Source organism: Candidatus Nitrosocosmicus agrestis (assembly GCF_008389435.1).
GTDB classification, from domain to species: domain Archaea; phylum Thermoproteota; class Nitrososphaeria; order Nitrososphaerales; family Nitrososphaeraceae; genus Nitrosocosmicus; species Nitrosocosmicus agrestis.
On sequence record NZ_VUYS01000004.1, the window covers coordinates 115880 to 129404 of the forward strand.

Annotated in this window: 12 protein-coding genes and 1 pseudogene; 3 read left to right on the forward strand and 10 right to left on the reverse strand. The window is 33.3% G+C overall.

The window, feature by feature from the left end:
- Positions 1–569: 569 nt before the first annotated feature.
- The gene (locus F1Z66_RS03305; protein ID WP_149862183.1) at positions 570–1643 is read right to left on the reverse strand and encodes a class I SAM-dependent methyltransferase; all 1074 of its coding nucleotides are present in this window, start codon (positions 1641–1643) and stop codon (positions 570–572) included.
- A gap of 88 nt (positions 1644–1731) precedes the next feature.
- Between F1Z66_RS03305 and F1Z66_RS03310 the strand changes: the two genes are divergently transcribed.
- A complete protein-coding gene (locus F1Z66_RS03310; RefSeq protein ID WP_149862184.1) occupies positions 1732–2403 on the forward strand; it encodes a hypothetical protein in 672 nt (223 codons plus the stop codon).
- A 250-nt stretch (positions 2404–2653) separates the two neighbouring features.
- Here F1Z66_RS03310 and F1Z66_RS03315 read toward each other — a convergent pair whose 3' ends face one another.
- From F1Z66_RS03315 to F1Z66_RS03340, 5 genes and pseudogenes are all read right to left on the reverse strand, one after another.
- A complete protein-coding gene (locus tag F1Z66_RS03315; RefSeq protein ID WP_149862185.1) occupies positions 2654–3298 on the reverse strand; it encodes a YncE family protein in 645 nt (214 codons plus the stop codon).
- Positions 3299–3723: 425 nt separating this feature from the next.
- Complete coding sequence (locus F1Z66_RS16195) at positions 3724–4260, reverse strand: NADPH-dependent FMN reductase (RefSeq protein ID WP_149862186.1); 537 nt, start codon at positions 4258–4260, stop codon at positions 3724–3726.
- 382 nt (positions 4261–4642) lie between these two features.
- The gene (locus tag F1Z66_RS03325; protein WP_438502937.1) at positions 4643–5200 is read right to left on the reverse strand and encodes an MFS transporter; all 558 of its coding nucleotides are present in this window, start codon (positions 5198–5200) and stop codon (positions 4643–4645) included.
- Positions 5085–6145 (reverse strand): annotated as a pseudogene (locus F1Z66_RS03330) (MFS transporter). The gene F1Z66_RS03325 and the pseudogene F1Z66_RS03330 overlap by 116 nt, the downstream one beginning before the upstream one ends.
- Before the next feature lie 182 nt (positions 6146–6327).
- On the reverse strand, positions 6328–6555 hold the full coding sequence (locus F1Z66_RS03340; RefSeq protein WP_149862190.1) for a hypothetical protein: 228 nt from the start codon (positions 6553–6555) through the stop codon (positions 6328–6330).
- Between the two features lie 765 nt (positions 6556–7320).
- Here F1Z66_RS03340 and F1Z66_RS03345 point away from each other — a divergent pair.
- A complete protein-coding gene (locus F1Z66_RS03345; RefSeq protein ID WP_149862191.1) occupies positions 7321–7641 on the forward strand; it encodes a hypothetical protein in 321 nt (106 codons plus the stop codon).
- Positions 7642–7836: 195 nt separating this feature from the next.
- On the opposite strand, the gene F1Z66_RS16200 is transcribed toward F1Z66_RS03345, so the two are convergent.
- The 4 genes from F1Z66_RS16200 to F1Z66_RS03360 form a co-directional block, all read right to left on the reverse strand.
- A complete protein-coding gene (locus F1Z66_RS16200; protein ID WP_255437880.1) occupies positions 7837–7971 on the reverse strand; it encodes a hypothetical protein in 135 nt (44 codons plus the stop codon).
- A gap of 946 nt (positions 7972–8917) precedes the next feature.
- Positions 8918–9787 (reverse strand): family 16 glycoside hydrolase, encoded by an 870-nt coding sequence (locus F1Z66_RS03350; RefSeq protein ID WP_149862192.1) that lies wholly within the window; start codon positions 9785–9787, stop codon positions 8918–8920.
- Between the two features lie 1089 nt (positions 9788–10876).
- Positions 10877–11086, reverse strand: a complete 210-nt coding sequence (locus tag F1Z66_RS03355) for a hypothetical protein (protein ID WP_149862193.1) — start codon at positions 11084–11086, stop codon at positions 10877–10879.
- 729 nt (positions 11087–11815) lie between these two features.
- Positions 11816–12787, reverse strand: coding sequence for a hypothetical protein (locus F1Z66_RS03360; RefSeq protein ID WP_149862194.1), 972 nt, complete (start codon positions 12785–12787; stop codon positions 11816–11818).
- Positions 12788–13039: 252 nt separating this feature from the next.
- Between F1Z66_RS03360 and F1Z66_RS03365 the strand changes: the two genes are divergently transcribed.
- Complete coding sequence (locus tag F1Z66_RS03365) at positions 13040–13510, forward strand: hypothetical protein (protein ID WP_149862195.1); 471 nt, start codon at positions 13040–13042, stop codon at positions 13508–13510.
- Positions 13511–13525: the final 15 nt, after the last annotated feature.

Below are 13525 nucleotides of genomic sequence, written 5' to 3' on the forward strand. Positions count from 1 at the left end.
TCTCTTTCATATATTATTATAAATGATTAACAATCAACAAATTACTTTAATCCTTCACTACCTTATCTATTAATGCGAAGCTAACCTACAACCAATTCACATTTGAGTTAAACCTCATAATCGCTAATGAATCTATTCCAAACTTCCACTTTTACAAATCACACCCTTGTTTAACCAAATCATTGAATTCAAACAATAAATAATAGTTACAGATCCCATGTATCTCATGGATTCGAAGTCCACAGAATTCTTAGTTTATTGTAATTTCCCATTTATTGTTCAATGGATACCTAGTCAATCATCGCATCTATTTCACATTCATAATTATTTTCAGGACAAAAAGATTTGATCCTGACATAGGAACCACATCCTAAGAATGGCTTAATATATATGAAATAAATTGATTTACATGATGTTAATTTTGTAATCGGGTCTTAGTTAAGGTGATATTCAAATCATTATTAGATAATGATCGTAAATGGAATATTGTAGTATTTCATTTTGCATCATCCCTATTATTAGAATCATCACACCGTTTATTATTTGTCTCCAACATATCTATCAACACTCTAAGGCTTAGCCTCAAAGACCAAGTTGAATGGGGTTTGAGTAGCCTTTCGAACGTTAGAAAAACCTGCCGATTTTATTAACTCTTTTATTCTTTGCTCACCTGCTTGTGCTCCAAGACCTGGACCACTTTCGTTTAAAGATGCAGGAACGCATACCACAGAAGATACCGAGTAAAATACCCTACCAAGTGGATTTAAATTGTCCTCTAGTCTATCATTGGCAAAAGGTTCCACTATCATCAATGTACCGTTTCTTTTTCTTAGAGTTTGGAGGACATATTTAGCAGCCCCTGTGGGATCGCCCATATCATGGAAGCAATCAAAGAACGTAACCAAGTCATAGTCATCCCCTGGATAGTTCGTGGAGTTTGCTACCTCGAATTCTACATTCTTCAATCCTTCTTTTTCAGATTCCCTTCTTGCCCATTCTATTGACGGTCTATGAGAATCAAATCCTATGATTTTTGAGTTAGGATATGCTTTTGCCATCAGAATTGATGAAGCACCGTGTCCACAGCCAACATCCGCTATTTTAGCTCCTCCCTTCTTAAGATTGGATTCTACATTTTCAAGCGAAGGAATCCAGCTATTTATTAAATTAGCTACATAGTTTGGTTTAAAGAATCTCTCTGTTCCTTCAAAAAGATAATGGTGATGATCTCCCCATCCAAGACCTTTTCCAGTTTTAAATGCTTGAATAATTTTTTCCTCGTCCTTGAAAAGACTAACTAAAGACTGGTAAAAACCTATTACATATGCAGGACTGTTTTCATCTGTAAGTGCCAAAGCATGCTCATCAGGCAATAAATATGTACTATTATCAGGATTATAAACAACGTAACCTCCGGCTGCTTGGCCTGCGAGCCATTCTTTTATTATACGTGGATGTGTTCCAGTTTTATGTGCTAGTTCTTCGGATGTCAATTCACCTGCTCCTGTCATCGCTTTGAACAATCCCAACCTATCTCCAATGAAAGTTATCAATACCCCTTCTGCTCCACCCCAATCGCTTACAACTTTTCCAATAAATTCATTGAGTTTTTCTGAATTAATTTTAGATAATAAATTACTCATAACTATGCTATCACACTAGCATTATTTAAAGATAGCTAATTATGCTAGTGTGATAGCATTTATATTTATATCAGTTGCATAATAATTAATGACGCATACTTTAGTAATTCGCGGGTTTGATCATGACACCCACTCACAACTAGGAGATCTATCCAGACAAAAAGGGGTATCCATAAATTCCATGGTAAAAGATGCAGTAGATCAGTGGCTTCAAAAACAAAAGGAAATTCCAAAGAGACATCATATGATACTTTATGATGATGATAAAGCAATGATCCGATTGTTAAAATCGATTAATAAGTTCACACATGGTAACGACAAATGGTTCAAATGTTTTATACCATCCTCGTCAAATAAAAAATTTGAAAAGATATTGAAAGATCTGAATTGGTATGATATTGATAGTGATGGTGCACAGCACAAATCCGAACAAAAAGACCTCATGAAATACTTTAGTACTGTTTTGCATAGTATTATAAAAAAGTCTAAAAATAAGGAATTATGTTGTATTGACTTTCTTCTTAATGACATAGCAAAGCATGACATTAAGGAAACAATTGAGATTGAAAGAGCATACGATCAAAATAAACTGGAAGGTCTCGTATTTTGTCCATACAAAATAAAGGACCTGACAAATTCATCTATATTTGATATTATAGCGTTATTTGATTCTCATCAACAGATATTCATAGTGAATGGTGATGAATTGTATAAATTATATGTAACCAAAGAAAGTATTCACAAGCTGTTTTTAGGCTAGATAGATAATAGTCAAATATAGTCTTTATCGGACCTGGTCCTTATCAACAGCTTTCAAATTCAAATCAATTAATGCGAAGATTTAGACTCGTAATATATCTATTACTAAAACCATTTCCAAAATATTTATTTAATTAACAGTTCCCATGTCCTCATGGATTCGAAGTCCACCGAATTATGATTATATCATACGTTCCCATTTAGCTGTTAAAATACAGTGGGGATCAACTGGCCCATCGTATCTAACTGTTTCAGTTATTGTCTGACAAAATATCTCTTAATCTATCAGCAGAATCAATAGAGTTGGTTACATTTAGCGGGTTCCTTAAAATTCCTGTGATTTCGTCACCGAGTGTTCTTGACTCATCGTTTTCAGAAGTGTTGATTCGAAGAGGATTTACAGTTATCTTAACTTCATCAGGTTCGCTAGTATTACCTTCTTCATCTGTCACAAGCAGGCTAAAAGTAATTTCTGATTGCTCAGCTGTCCTAGGAGCAGTAAATGTCGGATTTGGAGATGCTTGGTCATTCAAAGTTACTCTGGGACCACCTGTTTGAGTCCATTTATAGGTTAGTGAATCTTCTGATGAGTTCGAACTACTATTGCTACTGCTACCATCCAGTCTAACTAAGCTACCACTATCTACTGTCAGATTAGGTCCTGCATCAGCTGCAGGTCCAATAATTATAGTAGAACTACTTATCACTGATACTGTATCTGAGCCACTATTCGCTACATACATTCTATTGTTACCAGGGCTGTATTCTAAATCGTAGGGCCAGTCACCCACATCTATGGTTTTAACCACCTTATTGGTAGCACTATTTATTACAGACACGTCATGTGAGTATAAATCTGCTACATAGGCATATTTGTTAATAGGATTGTATTCCAATGTAACTGGAAAGTCAACCTACATCTATGGTTTTTATTACAGATTGAGCCCATGTTGTATGAAAGTCTAATAAACCAAAAGTAGCAAAAGAAGATATCAAAATCATCACAGACAAACAGAAATAATTAGGTAGTTCTTTCAGGAATTGGCATATACCGACACTTCCAATTAAACATTGATTCCAGTCTTACTAATGATTTAAAACTATATTACAATTGAATGAGCTATATTAAACTATTTGAATAGACATAACGGAGTATAAAGTGATATAAATTAAACAATGATTGGTTGAAAGGATTTTAGACTCGTATTTTAACTATTAATGAATCCATCGATTCAGTTTTTCTTCTTAGTGACAATATTTAATAAGTAAAATTCTTTGTGCTAAAGGCTCACAATAGCCAAACCTAGGATGTTTTACTATTTTAATGTGAGTCGGTACCAATCAAAGTAGACAGAGATTTTATTAGACGCTGTAAGCTCTCCTTGGTCTGGATATCGATAATAACTCCGTGTCCATCAATTTTACCCTTAATCCCCTGGATCAGTAAAGTAGTTTCAGGTGTAAAATTTGCCATAAGGGTACGCATGATCAACTGCAATTCTTCATGGCATTTAGTACCGCTTGTGGAAGCGGTGATGATACCTAAGGGCTTTCCGGAAAAGACAGTAGTGGCCACGCACCATTCTATAGCGTTCTTTAACCCCGAGGGTATGCTGAATACGTATTCCGGTGTACTGATTATGACTCCATCCGCATTATGGATTAGATTGCGTAGCTTTATAATTTCTGATGGCGGATGTTCCAGAGATAACTGCGGGTCGAAGTGCGGTAACGTTTTCAAACGGTCGTAAAATGTAACTTGGAAAGTATTCCTAGCTTCTGACCTAATATGCTCCATCAGTTTATGGTTGGTCGATGACGTCGTGGCGCTTCCTATTAGGGCGATAACGTTTTTCATAAACTGTATATATATTTGCTTTTTCCTCCTTTTTTACTTAACCCGAGAGGTTATCCAAGTAGAAGGAACAGGATTAGAAGGATCCATTAACTAATTAGTCATCGAGTCGTACTTGTGCCTTCGAACTTAGATTTTGCTCGCAAGCATAAATCTATGAAATATTTTTTATATCTAAAATTTGCAATTGGTTTTAAAGGTAAAGAATCCATCTTAAAGGACCGATATCTTCTGAAGCCTACCTGGCCCGCTGCAATTTTACTACTTTAATAAGACTCAAAAGTTTAAAATGAGAGAAAATATCAGTTGGAAATAGAATTACGACATCATCTCTTTGATGGTATTTTAAGTAAATTTGACTTGACAATTAATTGTACCTAAATTGTCATATTTTGATAACTTGAGAAGGAACTTTTTTAATTATAACAATGGCCATAGCTAATGAGATACAGGATGCAAATACTGCAGTCAAAAATATTAATTGATATGCTTCACTTGATGGTAAAGAAATGTCCTCTAAACCATCCATTGATTGAGTTTGGTAATTTTGCATGTATAAACCACTAATTATAGGACTTAGAGCCATACCTGTAAAGATAAAAACCTGCACAACACCAACAACCACTCCACCAAAGTTTTTTGGAGTAATTAACAATATTACATTCATTGCAATAGTATTTATCATTGCAAGCCCAGTAGCTATAATAGTCAAGTTTAATCCAACCTGAAATTCATCTGAATGTGAAACAAATATCCCTGCAAATCCGATTAGACTTATTGAATTTGCAACAATGAATGGCTTTAGGTTACCAAACTTGGAAATTATTTTACTTACCAAAGGCGATATGATCAAAAAAACAATTGTAAATGGCAATAAAACTGCTGATGATGTTAGAGAGCTTCCCCCCCCAAATCCAATGGGGGAAGGAGCTTTTACCAGAATAGGAAGAGTCTGATAAATCATAAACATTGTAAAGCCCATAATTAAAAATACAAGGAGCAAAGATTTTCCAGCTAGCAATAAACTTGATATCTAGTAAAGGACTATTGTCCTTTTGTTCTATTTTTATAAACATAATAATAGATATGATGGAAACTGCAAAAAAAACCAGAGCTAAAACAAGATTAGCATTTTCCAAAGCAATGTCATTTGAATCATAATCTTTATTGTCTTCTGCCAAATAAGACAACCCAAGAAGAAGGAAAGTTATGCTTGTACCTAATAGTAATGTACCTTTGATATCTAAAGGTACTTTCTTTGGTTTGGGTTGAGTGAATCTGTGAAGATCCTTGTCTGGGAATGAGGGCGAAGAGGAGGTTGAGGGCATCTCCTGCTTCCGCGTATCATAATTGTCTGAAATAGAAGATGTACCATCTAATTCATTTTGATCTATGCTTTGTTTGACCTCTCGAACCTTCAGATATTTGATGGTAATCAAATAGAGAATTCCCAAGAGAGGTACAAGGGGAAAAAAAGTTATCCTCCAGTCGGTGTAGTGGACAATGCTTCCTCCTAATACCAGTCCTATGGAGGAGCCAGCAAAATATAATGAAGCTAAAACCCCATTGGCGAGTGTATATTTTTCCTTTGGAACCTCTGTTTGCAGGATTGAAAGCGATAGAATAAACATCGAGAGGCCGACTCCCTGGATTATTCTACACGCTATAAGAAACGTTGCATCAAAGCTAAAACCTGCCAAAGCTATACTCGCTAGAAATATAGACATAATAATTACAAGTACCTTTTTTTTCCATACACGTCGGATAATTTTCCAGCGATTGGTGCCATTACAGCTGCAGTTATTAGATATCCTGAAAGAATCCATGAAGAAGAATTATAATTCATTTCGAATTCTTTGATTATATCTGGAATCGCAGGAAATAGCATCGTTTCGGCGTATTCAACTACTATTGCTATTGAGCCAAGAATAGCCAACAAAATCCAGAATCTTCTATTTGTATCCTCTTTAGACAAACTATCTCAATAGTATCTTTTCTTGCAAATTGAACTATAAAATTGTCAAGAGATTGAAAATTAATATACACATCATATGTCAATTCGGACATATTTTATTCAATATCGTCCTTATTACTGTTATTTCGCCATTTTCCCTCTCCACTCCGCTTGATACCCCAAGAGGCCCAAGTGGCCGCCATTACTGCGATAAATCCTAAGAAGATCACAACAACTATGGCAATGTTCTGATAAATATTGTAATTTTCTGCATAAAAGAATAACCAGAGAATGATGCCTATTATGGAGGCGAAAAAGGTGAAATAGATATGGTCACCCTCCATCCCATACCGTCGCTAGAGAGTGAATTAGATATCTTTACTTTCACTTACATAGATGTTGTAAAAATTAAAGGTTATCACATTGCTTGTCATGGTGGACCTTCTCTATGGGCCCAGACAAACTCTTATTCCAGATACCAAGAGGACATTCGCTGCAATCGAAAAAATTGTATATGATAATCCAAATGCGGAACTACTACAATGGTTTTTTCTAATGATTCTAATTCATTTCTATTATCATTAGATACTAGTTTGTGTACATTATGTTGCAAACGCGTCTATCCTATACAAGTTTCAGATAACACAGAATGGGGACGAGAGAACGGACTACTCATCTTTTTTCTATCCCACCCTTTTTTTCTAGGTGTCTTCACAGTTCTATTCATAACCACACTAACTAGATGTATCGTTCTGTTAGGAGAATCAAGTTTGAAGAGTAAGTCTTCTTGTTAATCTAACTAATTAATGATACTTATGACGCTAATGACGCAAATATAGAGTTCTTGTTCGATTCATACCCATTACGCAACTGATCCTGATATTATATCTATTACTAAACCCACCGGCTATCGCTCTGTGATTACTGAAATATAGAATTACTGATCAATCATAAATTCTCAAATTATTAGAATATTAGACCCAAGGAAATGGGTAGATATGCTTACTATTTTTGCTCGCATACCAAAATCTGGGAAATAACAGGAATTTCCAAAATAATACAAAACGAAATATATAACAATCGCTATTGCAATAGAATTTGCTTTCATATTGATGATGCCAATAGCAAATTTTGGATTTGATATACTCTTATTTGACGATACATCTTACAGAAAAGCATGCGCTAATCTCTGGGACCTAATAAAAGCTTTGAAAGCTCAGAAGGGATTTCAGGGAGTCAAATTAAGTGAGAAAGATGAACACAACATACAAGATGCATTAAGTTCCTATACTGACGCATGTAAAGATATTTACTGTCCCGCTCCAATAGTAAAAGACTCACCTTTTAAACCTTCTGGAATAGCAAGTGACAATTTAAGATATTCAACCTGCCCAAAATCAACAACTTACACCAAAAAGCATCCCCAATGATACCAAAGTGAGTATATTACAATCGGATCAAATAAAACAACCAGAATTATCTTTTTCAGAAGATTCGGAGGCTACATCTAATGAGAACAATACAGGTGACAATCCAAAATAACTTTTTATTTAGACTACCAGGTAAACATGATCATTTTTTAAGAGAAAATAATATCATCATAGCTAAAATGGAGGTGCTACTGTTTAGTCTGAAGGCTCTTTGGATCCAAATACAGGGATATCAGATGTTCCAACCGGGAATGTAACACTAGATTTTAATGATCCTACTCGGGCTCTACCTAACCTATATACAAATTCCTTCCTTGCTGCGGATGTCAAAACAGGATAAATAATCAGGTATACCCGAACAACCCCCTACAATACATATGGTAGGGATACAGCATAAGACAAATATTACGGCATAATAGTAACATAAAAGGTACTTTAGTTGTTTATATCAAGTTTAAAGGTGTTGTTTTAATTATTCTAATAATGCACAAATGAGGAAATGAGAAAATTACCATATTTTGTTTTTTGCATATTTGATGGTCACCAGGATAGTAAATTTAGTCATACTTCATTAATTACTAACAAAATAATACACTAAAGACAATCAATTAGAAAAGAAAAGTAGTATTGCATCATCATCAGTTCAACCTAAAATTTGGATTCGCATCATAATTATTACTAGGTCAACCAGATTCTCAATCCCATGGTATCGACTAATTATGTCCAACCCAATTTAAAGAAGAATTTAGATTACTTGACTATTAGATTAATGAAAATAATAATTTATTTCTACCGAATATCATATTCTACGAAGCAAACAGTTAGTATCAGACCTCAATTTTGGACATACGAAGGGAAAGACAATTTGTTACAAATTTGTTGTTATAATCGTCACCATCATACAATGGAGTACTAACAAAAGACTTTTTGCGGTTCTTTAGTCATCTCACAGTTTATTTTATTTTGTTCTCTTTTCTAGGTACAATCCACTACCTCATATCCAGGCATATCAAGAGGATTGTTCCTTATGAAAAATGGGCATATCGTTCTCGGTCATTTTAATTCGCTTTTGCAATGCTAGTTTGCTTATATCATGTATTTGCAGGTACTCCTGATCATATGGCATCGGATTAGAAGTATTTTAGTATAAACAGATCAGATCAGGTCAAAAAAAAATAATATCATTAAAATCGAATTGGTTTTGCTACCTAAACACATGTTATAGAGAACAAGTTGCTTGAATATGGCAACGTTCAATTACCAAAAGAAGGTATTTCTACCTTGGGGAAACAACCATATTATCAAATTTCACATACGCATCCTCAGTGTACATTCCAATCGAGCCAGAAGCCAACTTTGAAGACATCGTCTTATCAACATAATCTATCACAAGATTTCCATTCCAGTTTACCTTGATGTGATTACCAACCATAAAGACCTGGGCCTTATTCCAAGTATTCATCTTTAATTTGGGAGAAGACTTTGTTACCAGGTACACTTGATCACCTTCTACGGGAACTTTGCAGCGATCACAATCTTTCTTTCCAAGCTCAATACCGTTTGGTTTTACTAATAAATAGTAATGATGAGTACCATCTACATATCTAAAGAACAGCCAACCAACTTCCCACGTATTGGCAGGAGAGTTCTTTCGTAATTGTTTTACAGTGTTTATATCAAAAGTCATTGCAAAATTGCAAAATGTATCCTTAGATTTTACAAACGCAGCATGTGTTTCAGACGGGCTAGTAGAAACTTTAGGGGACAACCAGAAATTAACCCTAGGGAATGAAGATTCTACTCCCGAGGAACCATAACCGTTGTAAACATCCAGCCACTTTCCATTGGGCGACGTTTGTCCATCACGCAGCGAGTATAGGGGATAATCAAATTTATCAGACAAAGTCGCTTTGCAAGAGGTGCCAGAAGTGGTAGCAGCCAACTGAGCAGGTTGAGATTCAGATTCATCATCGTTTAGATTATCAGTATCAGCAAACCAATCACTATTTAGGGAAGGTACCACAGATGGCAATTGACTCTCAATTTGATACCAAATGTCGTCATACCGTGATGATGATGTGGCTGAATAGGCACTCTGGTATGTATCTAATTGAATAATTAAGACCAATACCAAAATTGTAGCCATGATGCCAATAGAGTTAATTATTGTAAAGTGCTTATAACTCCGTTTGATTTGTTTGAACAATTGTTAAAGTTATAAAATTGATTGAATTTAGAGGAAACCCAGCTATTCTTAATAACATAAAACTTGAATCCCATTGCATAATCATTTTCACTAAGTTAGTAAAATAGATCAATTCTGTACATAGATGGTCTAGATTAACCTTTAGAGAATCGCTCCTTTTTTAACAACTGATCGTTGTTTAAACTTGATTATTAATTTTTTAAAATAAACTATTGGGCAATAGTTGTTTAAATGCCCGATAAATGTTGGGAAGTTGTGAAGGCTTGTGAATGGATAGTATCAGATGCATTTACGTTCATAGAAGATTAATCGTCTTTAGTTTCTACTATGACTAAATTATTAGTGATTATTATATTTTACAATAGTTGAATTTCCAAAAGCATGTCAAAAAAAATTCATCATAGATTGATAGCATATCTCTACTAATTCCACTTGGCATTATAACTTTAGTTACTTTAAAAAACTGACTTCTTTAAAATTTAGTAAATTTACAGTTTTGATATACCATATAAATTCGAAGCCCACTGAATCTAGAATATGTTATACGTTCCCATCGGAATCCTTATCCATTATAGAAGTTTTTAATTTTGTTAATAGATATATACTTACCAGAATAATTTAAAAATTTGGACTCGTAATATATCTATTACTAAACCCACAGGGCTCACCTTGTTTGGACCAAAATATGGATTATGACTAGTTGAAATATCATATTGTTTTTGAAAACCAGGCGAATAATGCACATCACTTGTGATTCAATACAGACCAACTTTCTTGAAAGATTCTTTCGCGCCGACTCTAACATATCTACAGGTTGGGTCAGTATCATATAGAATACTTTGCAATTAAATTATAATTATTATGTAGGAATAAAAGGATTGATCCTATCCAATAAAATGACAATGAAAAAGAGTATTTAGGATCTATTACGCCTCAAACCCGTATCTTTGAATCTCTTCAGAAATCTGCTACTTTCTATATCTAAATAGGTAGAAGGGATAACCCAAAGTATTATTTACTTAATTACGGCTATTTCCAATACCAAATTAGAAAAGTTCTGTCCCTATTTTTGTTAACTCGGTCCTTATAGATTTCTTTTGAATTACTAAGAAATGAATGTTTATCCGTAGCACTGTCATCAAATACAGTTATTCCGCTGCTATCAAAACTTTCATCCATAAGATAGTTACCAATAGTATAAAAAGCATACGTTGCCGTTTCATTATCCTTTTGCTTCATCCATAAAACTATTCTATCATTTAGATGATAGACATTAAAGAGCCATCTAGACTCAGAGGTGGCTAAATTTATAGAAAAGACGGAATTCTACCTAACTAACTCAACATAGAAATCAAGTTGTTTTTGATTTGATTTCATATAGTTTATTTGCTTTTACTAATATAGATATAGGATCATGAGGAGCGACGTCGTTGTTCGTATACAGGGCTTTTGTTATCCTTTCTCTTTATTTGCATTCATACTATTATGGCCATCATTATAGGAATCAATAGCCAAGTGATTACAATCATAGCAACGAGTAATCATTACAATAAAAATAGATTCATCCTACTTGCTTAAACAATCACTAAATTCTCTCCATTCTTTAAGTGGTGCTAAAAAATAACACTTATTGCTTATTTGGTCATTGGCAGGAGTTACACAATTACTCAAATTTTTCGATTTATCTTGGACCACTACATTGGAACTTTTGCTAATAGTTGTTGTGCAGGAGGTTTAAACGACAACTCATTATTCTGTTTGAAACTTTGAAAAAGACGCTTAATAAGATTGGTTCTGTGATTATAGATTTTGATAAATGAGATAAGGAATAACAATATAATTTGTGGATAGGAAATAATTTATTCAAATATTCTTTATCCTGCCTGTATGACAAGTTCTCTTTAAATGTTCTCCGTTCTAATATCTCTATATTTATTAACATTCTAGAATAAGGAATAGATCTACTCATTAAAGCACACACAAATTCATTAAATCCAGATCGTTGTAAGATGATGTATAGAGTTCATTATCACCTGTAAATAAACTCTTTTTGGAACCATAAATAACAGGGTGTTTGATGGTTGTTGATGATACAATTTTCTTGGACTTAATTTTTAATAGAATTTCTTTTCTCCTTACCTGTAGTTTGTCTAAATCCTTTCTATTTTTTTTACTCTTGCTAACAAAATTTACTACATCCACCTCAACATAATTACTAAATTTGTAAAAGATGGAACTATCAATAATATTGGTTCTATTATTACATGTTAATATTACAAAATAATTATCCGAAAGATTGATCAATACATCGATCACTTCATTTACTAATTTTTCGTTATTTTGAAAATCTCTTTCAGTTCTAAAACTGCTGTTATCATTCTTTGATACAATACTTTGACTAGAAGATTCAATTAATGTGTTTAGCAGATCTAAAATAATTATTTGAATTTTGCAATCACTATCGCATTGATAGATAAACTTGGGAATTTCATTTATTACTATATTTAACATTTGATAAAAGGTAAATGCTCTTAGAACCACTATTTGTTTAAGAAATTCTTTAATATCTATTTCTTCATTTGACCACGTTTTAACTAGGTCCAAATATATATAGCCCAAATTGTTACCATTACCTGCATCTATCAATATTGTCACTTTCTTTTTTGGTAGTATATTATTGTCACATGTAACATCTTCACCGTTTAAGTGATATGCAATACATGTGTTTGTAATTACGGAATATAGATAACTGTCAGAAATATTAGAAGACGAATTATTTATAATACAAATATTCTTTTTATCCTCAAAGAATAAATGTCTATCAATTTCAGGTATGTTAAATAGTCGTCTGTTTCTTTCACTAAATTCATCAAAGGCATTAAAAAAAATCTTGGAATTCTGTAATTCTTTTTTTATTGAGTTTGTAGAAAGTAAGTGCATTTATCAATCACCCTGTCGCAGTAGGTAGTTATACAATGATTTGATAATTCTCTTGTGTCCTCACTTTTTTACTAGTTGATTTTATTCTAAACCATTGCTTTCTAGCACTAAAATTAATCAAATTAATACATGTTCTACCCATTATAAACCATTGAATAACATGTTATATAAGTATACTGTATTTTACTAAGGTAATTTAGGCTCACCCTAATCTTAAATAGTGTGATCATGTATTATGAAGTAGAACTATCAATGCCATTAGCAAAAGGAGCACAAAATATAACTATAAGAGCTGAAGTTTTTGCAAGGTTAAAACAAAAGTTAATAGAAAAACAACAGCGCAATGCACTAGACGAAAATAAGAAAATAGGTAGTTTTGTTAATGATTTATTAATAGACGTTTTAGAAAAAGATAAATTCTTATCTGTAATGATGCCCTATTATTCTCCAATAGGAATTCACGATAATACTTTATTTATTAAGGATGAAAGGAATAAGAAAGTTGCTGAAATATATCTGAAGGATCATACGCTATATTGTGACCTTGACCAAACACAGGATTGTGAACATATTCATTTTGCATATGCAATTCCTGAAGTCGCTAAACTCAATATTCCATCTACAAAAGAAAAAGCAACAGAAGATGATCTAGAATTAGAAGGTCAAAAAGTAAAAAAAGCTACCGATAAAAAAAGGAGATCGCGTCCTATTTTTCATAAATGAATTCAGTAATTTAGT